General features: G+C 75.5%; 9 protein-coding genes. 3 read left to right on the forward strand and 6 right to left on the reverse strand.

What is annotated here, in order from left to right; genetic code table 11:
* Window positions 1-75: 75 nt before the first annotated feature.
* The 3 genes from recD to recC are packed head-to-tail and all read right to left on the reverse strand — an operon-like array spanning window position 76 to window position 8,662.
* A complete protein-coding gene (gene recD / locus CFP66_RS36105) occupies window positions 76-1,923 on the reverse strand; it encodes an exodeoxyribonuclease V subunit alpha (protein WP_094929846.1) in 1,848 nt (615 codons plus the stop codon).
* On the reverse strand, window positions 1,920-5,342 hold the full coding sequence (locus CFP66_RS36110) for a UvrD-helicase domain-containing protein (RefSeq protein ID WP_233159997.1): 3,423 nt from the start codon (window positions 5,340-5,342) through the stop codon (window positions 1,920-1,922). Before CFP66_RS36110 ends, recD begins: the two co-directional genes overlap by 4 nt.
* Window positions 5,339-8,662 carry an exodeoxyribonuclease V subunit gamma gene (gene recC / locus CFP66_RS36115; RefSeq protein WP_094929847.1) on the reverse strand — a complete coding sequence of 1,108 codons (3,324 nt, stop codon included), beginning with the start codon at window positions 8,660-8,662 and terminating at the stop codon, window positions 5,339-5,341. The genes CFP66_RS36110 and recC overlap by 4 nt, the downstream gene beginning before the upstream one ends.
* Window positions 8,663-9,039: 377 nt before the next feature.
* On the opposite strand from recC, the gene CFP66_RS36120 reads away from it, so the two are divergent.
* Together CFP66_RS36120 and pgm are read left to right on the forward strand one after the other, a co-directional pair.
* Window positions 9,040-9,435, forward strand: coding sequence for a hypothetical protein (locus CFP66_RS36120; protein ID WP_143517472.1), 396 nt, complete (start codon window positions 9,040-9,042; stop codon window positions 9,433-9,435).
* Between the two features lie 472 nt (window positions 9,436-9,907).
* On the forward strand, window positions 9,908-11,533 hold the full coding sequence (pgm, locus tag CFP66_RS36125; protein ID WP_094929849.1) for a phosphoglucomutase (alpha-D-glucose-1,6-bisphosphate-dependent): 1,626 nt from the start codon (window positions 9,908-9,910) through the stop codon (window positions 11,531-11,533).
* 42 nt (window positions 11,534-11,575) lie between these two features.
* On the opposite strand, the gene CFP66_RS48180 is transcribed toward pgm, so the two are convergent.
* Window positions 11,576-11,857: an META domain-containing protein gene (locus tag CFP66_RS48180; RefSeq protein ID WP_158228335.1), complete on the reverse strand. Its 282-nt coding sequence runs from the start codon at window positions 11,855-11,857 to the stop codon at window positions 11,576-11,578.
* A gap of 175 nt (window positions 11,858-12,032) precedes the next feature.
* Here CFP66_RS48180 and CFP66_RS36135 point away from each other — a divergent pair, with 175 nt between their 5' ends.
* The gene (locus tag CFP66_RS36135) at window positions 12,033-12,866 is read left to right on the forward strand and encodes an aminoglycoside phosphotransferase family protein (RefSeq protein ID WP_198961897.1); all 834 of its coding nucleotides are present in this window, start codon (window positions 12,033-12,035) and stop codon (window positions 12,864-12,866) included.
* Here CFP66_RS36135 and CFP66_RS36140 read toward each other — a convergent pair.
* On the reverse strand, window positions 12,861-13,658 hold the full coding sequence (locus tag CFP66_RS36140; RefSeq protein ID WP_094929850.1) for a serine hydrolase: 798 nt from the start codon (window positions 13,656-13,658) through the stop codon (window positions 12,861-12,863). The two genes, CFP66_RS36135 and CFP66_RS36140, sit on opposite strands and share 6 nt — an antisense overlap.
* Window positions 13,655-15,076, reverse strand: coding sequence for a Na+/H+ antiporter NhaC family protein (locus CFP66_RS36145; RefSeq protein WP_094929851.1), 1,422 nt, complete (start codon window positions 15,074-15,076; stop codon window positions 13,655-13,657). Before CFP66_RS36145 ends, CFP66_RS36140 begins: the two co-directional genes overlap by 4 nt.
* Window positions 15,077-15,128: the final 52 nt, after the last annotated feature.

Consider the following 15,128-nt stretch of genomic DNA (forward strand, 5'->3'; position numbering starts at 1 on the left):
CACGCGGTGCAGCCGGATCGTTCACGGGCGGCGCTGCGCGCGGGTGCTGTGCCGATGATTCTCGCCGGCGCTCGCTCATCGCAGCTCGCCGCCCAGCCGGTGGCGCAGGCCGCTCGCGCGGCTGATCGGCCGTTGCACGGCGGTGCGCACTGCCTCCTCCGTACCGACCACCCGCACGAACTCGGCGGCGCGGGTGACGGCCGTGTAGAGCAGTTCGCGGGTGAGCAGCGGGGACTCGGCGGGCGGGAGCACCACCGTGACCCGCCGGAACTGGCTGCCCTGCCCGCGGTGCACGGTCATCGCGTGCACCGTGGCCACCTCGGACAGCCGCGCGGGCGGGTGCAGCGTGGGAACGCCGCCGCGGGCGAACGCGACGCGCAGGCCCTCGGGGAGGGCGACGACCACGCCGGTGTCGCCGTTGAACAGCCCGATGTCGTAGTCGTTGGCGGTGACGAGCACCGGACGGCCCGGGTACCAGGGGCCGGATGCTGCGTCGGGCTGCGCGGCCCGCAACCAGCGCTCGATCTCCGCGCTCCAGCGCGTGACGCCGAAGGGCCCGCGGCGGTGGGCGCACAGCACCCGGTGGCGCTCGAGGGCGGCGAGGGCGGCGGACGCGTCGCCCCGCAGGGCCGCCTCCGTGAGCTCCCGGCCGGCGGCCACCACGTCGGCGCGGACGCCCCCTGCGCCCGGCTCGGCGCCCGCGCCCACGGTGGGCTCGGTGTCGACGAACCCGAGGTCGTCGTGCCCGGCGCGGAGCAGGGCGACCGCTGCATCGGCGTCGCCGGCCTGCACCGCGCGGGCGAACTCGGCGATGGCGCCGCCGAAGCGCCACACGTGCCGCAGCGTGACGACGCCGTTGATCACAGACCCCTCGACGAGACCCCCGGGAATCCCGGCCGACTCCAGGGCGGCGTCCAGTGCGGGCTCCGGGCGCCCGGACGCCCGGGCCAGGTCGCCGAGCACGGCCCCGGCCTCGACCGAGGCCAGCTGGTCGGGGTCGCCCACCAGCACCAGCCGGGCCTGCGGGCGTACGGCGTCCAGGAGCCGCGCCATCATCGTGAGCGACACCATCGAGGTCTCGTCGACCACCACGACGTCGAACGGGAGCCGCTGGGCGCGCCCGTAGCGGAAGCGGCCGCCCGGCCGCCAGCCGAGCAGCCGGTGCAGGGTGGCGGCGTCCGGGGTGCGTGAGCGCAGCTCCTCGGGCAGCTCGGCGGCGACGGCCTCCTGCAGCCGCGCGGCGGCCTTCCCGGTGGGCGCGGCGAGCGCAACCCGCGGCGGCGGACCCGGCTGCTCGTGCAGCAGGGCGAGCAGCCGCGCGACGGTGGTGGTCTTGCCGGTGCCGGGGCCGCCCGCCAGCACGGTGACCCGGCGCAGCACGCTCACCGCGGCGGCGAGGCGCTGGCGTTCCGACCCCGGCGCCGAGAAGTGGCGCTCCAGGCCGTGGCGCAGCTGCGGCAGGTCCACCTCCGGCGGCGCGACGGCGGCCCGCTCGGTGAGCGAGCGGCGCACCAGCTCCTCCTCGCCCCAGTAGCGCTCGAGGTAGAGCAGCCCGTCCACCAGCCGCAACGGCAGGCCGCGCGGGGCGTCGGGCCCAGTTGCCACGAGGCCGCTCGCCGCGCAGGCCGCGAGCCACCGCGGGGGGTCGGGCCAGGGCAGCGCCGAGACGTCGACGAGCTCGTCGCCCTCGCCCAGCACGGTGTGGCTCACGGCCGCCAGGTCGACGCAGACCGACCCCAGCCGCACCGCCCGCACGGCCAACGCCGCCGCGAGCAGGACCTCCTCGTCGGTCTCCCCGCCGAGGCGCCCCACGCGCGTGGCCACGTGCACGTCGGCGGGCTCCAGCACCCCTGCGGTGTTGAACGCGCCGAGCAGACCCTCGGCCGAGCGGGCCAGCCGGACGTCGCCGAGATCGAGGGTCATGCCCGGTCACCGTCCAGCAGGTCCGACAGCTCCCGCACGAGCGCCGCCGGCGGGGACCAGCCGAACACGCCGCACGGCATCCCGTCGACGATCGGGGTCTGCGGCCCGCACATGCCCCGCACGAACAGGTACAACGTGCCTCCGAGGTGCTGCTCGGGCGCGTAGCCGGGCAACCGCCAGCGCAGGTAGCGGTGCAGCGCCACCGCGTAGAGCAGCGCCTGCAGCGGGTAGTGCGCGCCGATCATCGCATCGGCCAGGCGTGCCGGCGTGTAGTGCGCGGAGGTGAGGGGCTCGCGGCCCTCCGGCCCGACCGGCCCGAGCCAGTTGGTCTTGTAGTCCACCACCGCGAACCGCGAGCCGGGCAGCCGCAGCACCGCGTCGATGCTGCCGGTGAGGTAGCCGCGCAGCTGCTGCTCGGGGAGCTCGGCGAGCGCGTCGGGGTAGGTGTGCAGCGGGTGGCTCTCGGGCAGGTGGCGTCGCAACAGGGGCGCCATCGCGGCGAGGGCCGCCGGCGGGCCGGGGGTGTCGCCGCCGGCGAGCGGGAGCTCGAAGTCCAGCTCGGCCAGCCGGTCGCGCGGTGCGATGTCGGCGAGGCACAGGCCGGCGGCCATCGGGCCGAGAGGGGTGCGCGCGGCCGGCAGCAGCGCCGCCGCGAGCGGCGCGGCCTCCACTCCCGGTGCCGGGTGGCGCTCCAGCTGCTCCCGGGCGTGGGCGGTGAGCTCGCCGTGCAGGTCGGGCGCGGTGAGGTCGGCGGCCTCGAAGATCGCGTGGACGAGCGTGCCGAACCCCGCCCCGAGGGGCTGCTCGGCCATCGGCGACGCAACGGCCGGTGCACCGCCCTCGTCCTGCGCAGGGCCCGCGGCCGCGGCGTCGGCCACCTCGACCGCCACCTCGACCGCCACCTCGACCGCCACCTCGTCGTCGACGCCCGGCTCCTCCGGTTCGCTGCCGACGCCGGGACGGCTGCCCGGCCCCGCGTCGTGCGCGGTGGCGGTGAGGGCGCTGTAGGAGGTGCGGCGCCACGTGACGTCGAGACGCCGGGAGAACTCGGCGGCCCGCAGCCCGCCGGCGGACCGGGCACCACCGGCGAACGCGGGCGCCTCCCGGGGGCCGACCTCCTCCACCGAGATCCGCGCGCCACCCAGCTCGCGCAGCCCGGCCAGGGCCGTGGCATCCGAGGGCACCCGGTAGACCTCGGCCGGATCGGTGCCCACCGCCGGGCGCCCGACCAGCAGCCGGTGCAGCGGCGAGGTGGCGGTGGTGGTGGCGGGCACCCACCACGTGACCACCTGGCACTGCGCCCGGGTGAGCGCGACGTAGAGCAGCCGTAGATCCTCACCGGCCTCCTCCGCCCGGTGGGCGGCGACCCGCTCCTTCCACCCCTCGCCGGTCTCGCCGCCCACGTCGAGCACGCGGGCGCCGGACCCGTCGTGCAGCAGCGGGACGTCCGGGTCGCGGACGTTGCGGTCCCAGGCGAACGGCACGTAGACCACCGGGAACTCCAGGCCCTTGCTGCGGTGGATCGTGATGATCTGGACGGCCGCGGCGTCGGACTCCAGCCGCCTGCTGCGCTCGACCACCACGTCCTGGGCGGCGTCGGCGATGCGGTGGCGCAGCCAGTCGACCAGGGCGGCCGGTCCGAGGTGCTCGGCCACCGCCGCGGCGTGCAGCGCCTGGGCGACGTGGCGCAGGTCGGTGAGCAGCCGCTCGCCGTCGGTGCTCGCGAGCACCCGCCCGGGCAACCCGGTGCCCGTGGTGATCGCCTCGAGAAGGGCGGCGACACCGCGCTCACGCAGCACCACCGCCCACCCGCGCAGCGTGGCCCCGAGCTCGTCGAGCAGCGCCTCGGCGGCGGGCCCGCACAGCTCGCCGACCGTGCGGCCCAGGAAGCAGGTGAGCGCTGCCGCCCGCACCCGGAACGCGCGCGGCTGCTCCAACGCCTCCAGCAGTGTGAGCCACTCACCGGCGACCGGGGTGCCGAACACGCTGGCCGTGCCGGACAGCACCGCGGGGACGTCCGCCGCGGCGAGGGCGGCGCGGACCATCGCGCCCTGGTCGTTGGTGCGCACCAGCACGGCGACGTCGCCGGGGGCGACGGGCCGCCCGTCGATGGACGCCGGGCTCGCCAGCAGAGCCGCGATGTCCGCCGCGGTGTCGCGGGCCACGAGCTCGCGGGCGGGCCCGACCACGGCGAGGTCGCGCCGCGGGGCGCGTGGCAGGCCCGCGCGGGCGGCGACCCGCAGCCGGAACGGGGTGTCGACCGGGGCGCCGCGCAGCCGGCTGCCCGGGTGCGCGGACTCCACGGGGTGGACCGTGATCCGCGGATCACCGAGCGCCGCGCCGGCGAACACCGTGTCGAGGGCGGCGAGCAGCGGCGCGTCACTGCGCCAGTTGCGCCCCAGGGTGGCGTGGTGGTCGGCGGCCTCGGTGGCGTCGAGGTAGCTCACGACGTCGGCGCCGCGGAACGCGTAGATGGCCTGCTTCGGGTCGCCGATCAGCACCAGGGTGGTGGTGCCGTGGAACGCCTCGCGCAGGATCTGCCACTGCACCGGGTCGGTGTCCTGGAACTCGTCCACGAGCACGACCCGGAACTGCGCGCGCAACCGCGCGGCCGCGCCCCGCGCCGGGTCGGCCAGCGCGTCGGCGAGGCGGGTGAGCATGTCGTCGTAGGTGTAGATCCGACGCACCCGCTTGCGGCGCGCCACCTCCGCCCGCACCGCGGCCGCGAACCGGTGACGCACCTGGGCGGTGCTGCCCGGCTCCGCGTCGCGCGGCTCCAACCGGGCCTGCCCGTCGTGCACCGCCCGGCGGGCCAGCGCGACGGCCTCGGTCCGGCTGAACGCCGAGGGGCCCGAGCTGCGCGCGCCGTACTTGCGGACGTAGAAGTCGTCGACCACCTCGGTGATGACGTCCTCGATCGACTCGACGAACACCGCGTCGCGGTCGCCGTCACCGGCCACGCCCAGGCCGGCGAGCATCTGCTGGCAGAACTGGTGGGTGGTGGCGATCGTGGCCGCGTCGAACTGGGTGAGGGCCCGGGCGAGGCGCGCGCGCCGGGCCGCGACCTCGGTGTCCGGCGCGTCGGCGAGCAGCCGGAGCACGTCGTCGCCCCCGCTGCGGGCGGCTTCGGGCTCGGCGAGCCCGCGCTCCGCCGACACCAGCCGCTCCCGCACCCGTTCCCGCAGCTCCTGGGTGGCCTCGCGCCCGAACGTGACGAGCATCAGCTCGGGCAGCGTGGCATGGCCCTCGGCGACGTAGCGGGTGGCGAGCGCCGCGATCGTGAACGTCTTGCCCGTGCCGGCACTGGCCTCGAGAACGGTGGTGGCGGTGGGCAGCGGGCCGCACACGTCGAACGCGGCGGGGGCGAGCACCGACGCCGAGCGCGCCCGGGTGCGGGTGGGGAAGGGGATGACGGTCACAGTCGCACCACGTCCTCGGCGCCGAGCAGCGGGTTCCACACCTGCAGTGCGAGCGCTCCGAACCGGGTGGGTTCGCCACCGGGCGCGCCGGGGGCCGACAGCACCTCGGGCCCGGCCGCGGGCCCCCACACGCGCACGTGCGCGGCGTCGTTGCGCTCGGCGCCCGCGCCGGTGCTCCACTTGCGCAGCGCCTCCTCCAGGGCGGCGCCCGCGTCGGCGCCGCCGCGGCGGGTGGTGGCGTAGGTGTGGCCGGCCACGGTGGGCAGCGGCAGCGGTTCCCGCAACCCCGCGCGCCGCAGCGCGACGAGCTCGGCGAGCACACCCGCGGCACGCTCGGGGTCGAGAGGACCGGCGGTGGCCATCGAGAGCCCGAAGCGCGTGCCGCGACCGATGGTGACCGCGCGCCACGGCTCGCGGGTGGCCGCCGTGAGCGCGAGCAACCGCACCCACGCCCGCACCCGCTGCTTCGCTGCGAGCCGGGAGAACTCCACCCGCAGGAGCACGCTGCTGTTCGTGCCGCTGCCGTTCGTGCCGCTGACGTGCAGCCCGCCGACGGTGCCCACGACGCGGGTGCCGTCGGGCAGGGCCACGTCGACGTCGCGGTCCTGCGGCTCGCCGACGCGGTGCGGCAGCGCGGCACTGACGAGGGGCTCCACGTCGTCGAGCACACCGGCCAGTACCCGCTCACCCAGCGCACCGGGCGGCAGCTCGCCGCGGCGCCACTCGGCCTGGCGGCAGCGGTCCAGCGGGTGGCCGGCGAGCCGGTCGCGCAGCAGCCGGTCGCCCACCGCCCACGTGGCGAGCCCGTCGAGGTCGACCGGCAGCGCGTCGGCCTGCTGCTCGTCGGCGGTGAACAGCGAGAGACCCACGCGCTGGCGCAGGAACTCCTTCGTGGGGTGCTCGACGAACGCGACGAGCTCGTCGAGGGAGACCACGCCCGGATCCTCGGTCGGGGGGAGCGGTTCGGCGAGGAACGGTGCGGGCGGGCTCTTGCTGCCGGCCGCGGCCCGGGCGCCGGCCAGCTCCGCGCGGTCGAAGCTGAACGGGACGGACGATCCGAAGTTGGCGGGGTCGAAGGGCTGCAGGGGGTGGCGCACCACCACCTGCTCCAGCGCCCCGGGCCCGGCCGTGGCCGCCACCGTGTCCAGGAGCTCCCCGAGCGGCACCGCGGGTGGGCGCCGCGCGCCGCTGCGCTCATCGGCGCCGGAGTGCACCACCACCAGGTGTTCGGTGGCCGCGCAGATCGCGTCGAGGAGCAGCTGGCGGTCCTCGCTGCGCGGGTCGCGCTCGCCCACCAGCGGCTCGCGGGCCAGGACGTCGTCGCCGTCGGGTACGCCGGCGCGGGGGAAGACGCCGTCGTCCATGCCGAGCAGGCAGATCACGCGGTGCGGCACGGAGCGCATCGGCACCAGCGTGGCGACGGTGAGCGTGCCGGTGCGGAAGTTGGCCCGGGTGGGGCGCCCGCGCAGGCGCTCCGCGAGCAGGCCGCGGACGTCGGCGAGCCCGAGCGCCACGGTGGCGGCGTGCGGGCCCGCCGCCCGCCCCGCCGCCGCGAGCTCGGCGCGGGCCTGCGAGCCCTGCCACTCGTCGGTGCCGGTGGCCAGCGTGAGCACGTCCAGGCCGTGCACCAGCAGCGCGATCCAGCGCTCGAGCGGCTGCGCACCGGCCAGCCCGGCGAGGACGGCGGCGACGCGGTCGACGAACTCGGCCAGCCGCCCGACGCGCGCCACGTCGCCGGACTCGACCTCGTCCATCGGCAGCGCGGTGCCGAGCCAGTCGTGCTCGGCGCCCGACATCGTGACGCCCAGCAGCAACCGGTCGAGCCCGGCCGACCAGGTGTTCTGCGGGAACCCGTCGAGCTGGAACGGCGCCCGGTGCGCGGCGTCGAGCCCCCAGCGCACGCCGGAGCGGTGCACCAGCTCGCGGAGCCGGTCGAGGTCGGCCTCGTCGAGGTCGAAGCGCCGGCGCACGGGTGCGGTGGCCAGCAGGTCCAGCAGCTGCGACGCCGTGACCCGCGCGTCGGCGAGCTCCAGCAGCTGCGCCACGGTGTCGAGCAAGGGGTTGACCTGGCGCAGCGCGCGGTCGGCCAGGCGGACCTGCAGGTGCTGGCCCGGGTGGGCGTCGGGCCCGTCGGCAAGCCCGAAGCACGCCGACACCAGCGGCGCGAACGTCTCGACGTCGGGGCACATCACCAGCACGTCGCGCGGCTCGAGGGTGGGGTCGGACTGCAGGAGCCCGAGCACCACCTCCCGCAGGACCTCCACCTGCCGGTCCGGCCCGTGGCAGGAGTGCACCTGCACGCTGCGGTCGTCGGGCCGCAGTGCGAACCCGCCGTCGGGCGCGCGGTCGTGGCGCAGGTCGGCCTGCAGGTGCTCCAGCAGCGTGGCGGCGGGCCGCTCGGGCACCGGGTGGTGGACGTCGACGCGCTGCGGCGCCGCGGCGGCCAGGCGCAGCTGCAGCTCGCGCGCGTCGCGCCCCAGCGAACCGAGCAACGGGTGGCGCGGCGTGGCCGCGGTGGGGTCGGTGCGCCGGTGCGGGACGGCCGGGGGCGGTTGCAGCGCCGACCAGAGCGCGGGGGAGGGGTGGGGCAGCCACAGGTGCACCTCGCGGTGCTCGGCGAGCGCCGCGAGCACGGCGAGGTGCTCGGCAGGCAGCCGGGTGGGGCCGAAGACCGACAGCCGCGCGGGCAGCGGCGCGACCGCGGGATCCGCCCGCAGCGCGGCGCACGCCACCTCCAGGCGTTCGGCGGGGCTCGGCGCGTCGATCCGCGCCCGCAACCGCCGGTACAGCTCCGGCTGCCAGTTCAGGTCGGCCGCCGACTCCCCGACGGTGGCGCCGGCGAGCCAGGCCGTGAGCATCGCAGGCCGGTGTGCGGCGTAGGCGGCGAAGAGGTCGGCCAGGTGACGCGCCACGGCGTAGCGGCGTCCCTGCCCGGTGTTGTCGGTGCGGGAGTCGAGATGCGCGCCGAGGGGGGCGCACCACGGCTCACCGACACTCTCATCGATGACCTCCACCAGCGGCCACACCGCCCGCTCCGGCAGCCACGGGTCCTCGTCGGCGCCGACCCCCGCCGCCGCCGAAACGACCTCGGCGACCAGCGCCGTGGGGGAGGGGAACGCCACCCCGGCGCAGACGCCGTCGGCCCGGCCGCCCGCCGCGCCCAGCCGGTGCGACAGCTGCTGCGCCAGCCACCGCTCCACGCCCCGCGCCGGCACCGCCACGACCTCGCTCGCGAACGGATCCTCCAGGGGCTCGGCGAGCAGCTCGCCGAGCGCGCGGACCAGCGCGTCGGCCCGTTCGGCCCGATGCAGGTGCCACATGCGCCGTCCCCCCTTTCCGCCGTGTGCGACACACGCTAGGACGAGGCGCCGACCGTCGCGGACGCGGGCGGGCAGTTGTCCACACACCACGAAGCGTGACCAGTGTGGTCCCTGGCGCACCGCGCTCGTAATCGACGCGCCGAGCGCGCGGCGGTGGCGCTGGTTCGCCCCGCGCGGGGCGCGGTGCGGTGGAGGACCCGGCCGATAGCGCCGGGGACCGACGATCTCGACCGGCCGGACGAGCCCCATCCACACGCCTTTACCCACAGTCACCGGCCCGGCGAAACGACACGATGGTGGTATCCCATCGGCGATCGGTTAACGGCAGGGTGGGGTCCGGGCGATCACCGGTTACAGGACGCGGAGGAGGGGTCACATTGAGCGCGGACAGGAGCGACGCCACCACGGGACCGGTGGTGCCGGAGCAGCGGGGCGTACGTGACGAGGCCCGCGCCGAGGTCCTGATCCGCCACGCCCGGTTGATGAAGAGCGGGCGCCCGATCTTCTGCCGCCCCAGCCGCGCCGAGATCGAGGGCCGCGTGCTGCCCCGCCAGAGCTCGGGCACCGACGGCAAGGTCGTCTACTCCACGCGCCAGGACGCCGAGGCCGCGGCCCGTGAACTGGAGTCGCTCGGCGCCCGCCCGCTGCGCTCCTACCTCTGCGGCCGCTCCCGCGGCGGCCACTTCCACCTCACCACCGACACGGCCGCCCGCACCGGTCACCTCCCGCTGCACCTGCGCATCCCGCAGCAGCGCAGCCCGCTCAGCGCCTGAGCTGAGCACGCGGCCGAGTCAACTCGCCCGGTCGCTCATGCGTGCCGCCGGCCGGGCCGCGGCGGCGGGCGCCCCGGCGTTCCGCAGGTGCCCGGACGCGATGAGATCGTTCCGACCCGCACCAGGTTGCTGCCGAACCCGTCCTCACGTACGGCTCGCCACGAGCATGCGGTTGTGATCGCCACGAGACGTACGCCAGCGCTGTCGCAGCGACGCTTGTGCACGTTTCGGATCGATCTCGCCGGCTCGTCGGCCCCAGTGCGACTGATCGTCCGAGATCGACGTGACCGCCCTCGCCAGGGCGAATACCTCGATGTCGGAAGGATCGATCGATCCGAGATCGAGCTGAGCGCCCTCGTCGGGGCGCAACGTTCGATCTCGGAACGATCTTGACGCCGGCCGATAGCGGGCGGCGGCGGCGCGGCGGTGGCAAGGTGTTCGACGTCCCGCCCGCCGCACCCCGGGAGCGCGCATGCCGACCCACCCCCGCGCCGGAACGCCTGCGCTCCCCGAGGACCTCGTCGACGTCGGCGCCCTGCTCGCCGCCTACCACGACCGGCACCCGGATGCGGGCGAGCCGGCGCAGCGGGTGGCGTTCGGGACGTCCGGGCACCGCGGCTCGTCGCTGCGCACCACGTTCAACGACGACCACATCGCCGCCACCAGCCAGGCCATCTGCGAGTACCGCGCCCACCAGGGCACCGGCGGCCCGCTGTTCATCGGGCGGGACACGCACGCGTTGTCGGAGCCTGCGTGGGTCACGGCCATCGAGGTGTTCCAGGCCAACGGCGTGCACGTGCTCGCCGACGCCGACGACGCGTTCACGCCCACCCCGGCCGTCTCGCACGCGATCCTCACCCACAACAGCGGGCGGACGGGTGGGCGAGCCGACGGCGTCGTCGTCACGCCGTCGCACAACCCACCGGCCGACGGGGGCTTCAAGTACAACCCGCCCGACGGCGGCCCGGCCGACACCGACGCCACCTCCTGGATCGCCGACCGCGCCAACGCGCTGCTGGCCGACGGTCTCGCCGGGGTGCGGCGCACGTCGCTCGACCGCGCCGGGCTGCACCGCCACGACTTCCTCGGCGCGTACGTCGCCGACCTGCCCTCGGTGGTGGACCTGGAGGCGATCCGGTCGGCGGGCGTGCGCATCGGTGCCGACCCGCTCGGCGGCGCGAGCGTCGCGTACTGGGGCGCGATCGCCGAGCGCCACGGGCTCGACCTCACCGTGGTGAACCCCGACGTCGACCCGCAGTTCGGGTTCATGACCCTCGACGGCGACGGCAAGATCCGGATGGACTGCTCCTCACCGCACGCCATGGCCTCGCTCGTGGCGCGGCGCGGGGAGTTCCGCATCGCCACCGGCAACGACGCCGACTCCGACCGGCACGGCATCGTCACGGCCGACGGCCTGATGAACCCCAACCACTTCCTCGCCGTCGCCATCGGCTACCTCTTCGGCCACCGGCCCGGCTGGTCGCCGGACGCCGGGGTCGGCAAGACGGCCGTCAGCTCGTCGATGATCGACCGGGTGACCGCCGACCTGGGCCGGGAGCTGGTGGAGACGCCCGTCGGGTTCAAGTGGTTCGTGCCGGGCCTGCTCGACGGCACGATCGGCTTCGGCGGCGAGGAGAGCGCGGGCGCGTCGTTCCTGCGCACCGACGGCAGCGTGTGGACCACCGACAAGGACGGGATCATCCTCGCGCTGCTCGCCTCCGAGATCACCGCGGTGACCGGGGCGACGCCGAGCGAGCGCTACGAGGAGCTCACCGCGCGCTTCGGGGAACCCGCCTACGCCCGCACCGACGTCGCGTGCAGCCCCGAGGACAAGGCGAAGCTCGGCAAGCTGGCCGTGGACGACGTGAGCGCCACCGAGCTGGCGGGCGAGAAGATCACCGACCGGCTCACCAGTGCCCCGGGCAACGGCGCCGCGCTCGGCGGGCTCAAGGTCGTCACCGACGGGGGGTGGTTCGCCGCGCGCCCGTCGGGCACCGAGGACGTCTACAAGGTCTACGCCGAGAGCTTCCACGGCCCCGAACACCTCGCCCGGATCCAGCAGGAGGCGCAGGAGGTGGTGAGAGCGGCGCTGGCGTAGCGGCACGCACCGCGGACGGTGTGTGCGGCAGCGAGGGGCCGCTCATAGGCGTGGGACCAGGCGGCCTGTCTCGGCGCCGGTCGCGTCCCGCAGGACCAGGGTGTCGCCGTCGAACCCGGCGCGGGTGGCGTCGGTGAGCCAGCTGGCGATCGGGACGTTCTCGCAGCCGATCATGGTGCTCGGGCCGGACGTCGCGGTGAGTTCGCCCTCGGGCCCGCTCCGCCAGGTGCCCTTCGTGTTGTTGCAGCCGTCGGAACCGGTCCAGCGCCCGTCGGCCGCCAGTGTGACGAAGGCCCGGCCGTCCGCCTGGCCGTCGGCGGGCAACCAGCTGCCGACGAGGTCCGCGTCCGTGGTGGGGGGAAGCGCACCCGGCCCGGCGTGAGCGATACCGACACCGGCGAGCGCCGTGGTCTCATGATCCGGGGTATCGGTTGTGCATTGCTGTCGCCACGACCATGTGCACCCGATACCTCGGATCTTGGGGAGGGGCCGGGAGACGGTGCAGGCATCGGAGGTCCCGCGAGCGGTGGCCGCGGCGATGTCGATCGCCTCGTCACTGGGCCTGGCGGTCGACGACGCGGTCGTTCTCCACGACTCGAACAGGCTCACCCTGCGGCTGCTGCCGTGTGACGTACTGGCCCGGGTGGCGCCCGTGGCGCACCAGGCCGCGCGGTTCGAGGTCGAGCTCGCTCAGCGGCTCGCCGAGGTCGGGTGCCCGGTGGCTGCCCTCGACCCCCGGGTGGAGCCACGCGTCCACGAGCGTGACGGCTTCGAGGTCACGTTGTGGACCTACTACGAACCCGCGACTCCTCGCGAGGTCCCACCGGCCGATTACGCCGACGCGCTGCAGCGGCTGCATGCCGGCATGCGCGAGCTCGAGGTCCCGACGCCGCTGTTCACGGATCGGGTCGAGCAGGCGCAGTGGCTCGTGGCGAACCGCGAGCACACCCCGGCGCTCGCCGACGCGGACCGGGAGCTGCTCGGCGACACGTTACGACGCCTGCGACGAGCGATCGGCGAGCGCGCCGGCGCCGGGCAGTTGCTGCACGGCGAGCCGCACCCGGGCAACGTGCTCACCACGGCGAACGGGCCCCTGTTCGTCGACCTCGAGACGTGTTGCCGTGGACCCGTCGAGTTCGACCTCGCCCACGCGCCCGACGACGTCGGCGCGTTCTACCCGGATGTCGACCGGGACCTGCTGCGCGAGTGCCGGATCCTCGTGCTGGCGATGATCACGACGTGGCGTTGGGATCGGGGCGACCAGCTCCCGAACGGGCGCCGGCTGGGCGCGGAGTGGCTCGAGCAGATCCGCGCGTCGACTCGCCGATCATGAGGTCGGAGACCACCGGCGGTCGCCGAGGCGGGCCAGGTCGCGGCAGGTCGCGGCGAACAGCTCCCGCAGCAGCGGGCCGGCCAGCCGCTCGTGCACGTCGAGGACCGGACGGCCGGCGTGCACGTCGTCGCGGTAGCGGTCGCGCCCCGGCTCGGGCACCGGGAGGGCGGTCAGGGCGGCCACGACCACGGTCTCGCCCTCCCGCTCCACGACGGCGACGACGTGCGTGCGCAGGACGGTCTCGTCGACGTGGCCGAACCACCCGGCCTTCACCGCGACCGCGGCCGAGTCGACGCCGAGTGCGTCCGCCACCGCGTCCGGGATGCCGAAAGCCTGTTCCGGGGCCACGGCCCGCATCCAGCCCAGGATCTGCGCGGCGGCCGGGTCTCCCGCCGCCGCGCGGGCGAGGGCGCCGTAGGCGGTGACGACCTCGGCCGCGCTCACCTCGATGCCGCCGAACCAGGTCCGGTCCGCGCCCGGCGGGTGCCAGCGCACGCCGGTCGTGTCGGCGAGGCGGTCGAGGATCCGCTGCGGCGGGCCGCCGTGCCAGATCCGGTTCGTGGCGGCGTTGTCGGAATGCCGGACCGCGGGCTCGCCGTCGGCGGGTGCAGCCCCGGCGGCCCAGGCGAACAGCGGCTTGAGCACCGACGCGCAGCGCAGCCGGACGGCCCCGCGGCGCGCGCCCGTGGCTCGCAGCGGAGGTCCTCCGTACTGCGGGGTGCCCAGCACCTCGCCCGCGACCTGCGCGGACGCGAAGTCGGGGACGCCGGCCAGGGCGTCGACGGCGCTCATGCGTAGATCCCGAGCAGCACGGCGTACAGCGCGACGACCGGTATCAGCACCAGGTAGGACGAGAGCAGTTGCCAGCGCAGCGAGCGCGACTCGGCCAGGCCCATCTGCCCGATCATGTCCGGGTTGGGGAAGGGGCCGAGCCCGTCGGTCTGGGAGGCGGCGAGCAGCACGACCGTCCACGCGGCGGGCGGGACGCCCAGGGCCACCGCGAGCGGCCCGAAGACCTGGTTCACCAGCACCACCTGCGCGGCGGCGGCCCCGGCGATGCCGACCCACCCGATCAGGATGACGACCAGGCAGAACAGGTAGGGCGCCAGTTCGGACAGCGCGAACCGCTCGGCCACACCGTCGTAGGCGCCCATCGAGTCGACGAGGGTGAACAGCACGGCGAGCAGGAAGAACAGGAAGAAGATCCCGAGCAACCGGCTCGCCCCGCCGTACACGGCCCCCATCAGGGCGCCGACCGGCAGCCGCGCCGCGATCCCGGTGACCGCGATGAGCACGACCAGCGCCACCGGCACGAAGGTGGCGCCCGCCGCGGTCAGCCCGCTGTAGACCACGAGTGCGAGGAACGTGAGCAGGAACGCGACCGTCGCGCGCCCGGCACCCGGGGCGGGCTCCTGCAACGCGTCCAGGTCCACCGCGCGCTCGGGCGGGTAGGGGAACGCGGTGGCGGTGCGCCGCTGGTTCCAGCGGACCACGAGGAACCCGACACCGAACATCACGACCGCGGTCGGCAGCCCCGCCGTGAAGACGTAGCTGACCCAGCTGACCTGAGCCGCGCCGTAGATGCTCGCGGTGATCGGCGCGAACGGGCTGAGGGTGAGCCCGGCCAGCCCGCTGAAGAAGAACATCGCCGCCGTGGCGGGGCTGGAGAACCCGAGCGCGGCGAGGAGCGGGATGACGATCGGCGCGACGATGGCGACGGACCCCGCGAGCGTGCCCAGCGCCCCGGCCAGGATCGTGCATGCCAGCATCACGCCGAACTGGGCGCGCAGCTGCGTGGTCAGCCCGACCCGGCGGACCACCCCGATCACGAGGAACTCGGCCACGCCGGTGCGCCGCAGCACCTCCCCGAGCCCCGCGCCGAGCAGGATGATCACGCCGAGCAGGGCGATCAGCGTGCCCATCGACTCGATCAGGACCGGTCCGAGGTCCGCGGGTGTGGAGCGGGTCAGCACGACCGCGGAGATCACCGCGCCGAGCGTGGCCAGCACCATGTCGACGCCGAGCAGCGCGAGCCCCGCGTAGACGACGATCGGGACGAGACCCCACAGCCCGGGTTGGTCGGTGCGGATCGCGACGGCGATGCTGGCGATCAGCGCCACCGCGTACAGCGCGGCCGCGGCGATCTGCTGCCGCCGCGACATGTCGAGCGTGTAGATGTTGGCGTCCGACACGCTGGTGGACGAGGACACGGAAGCCTCCGGGGGAGCGTCGGGAGCGTCAGCAAGGTGGCTTTGCTGACGC

This window comes from Pseudonocardia sp. MH-G8, assembly GCF_002262885.1.
In the GTDB taxonomy this organism is placed as follows: domain Bacteria; phylum Actinomycetota; class Actinomycetes; order Mycobacteriales; family Pseudonocardiaceae; genus Pseudonocardia.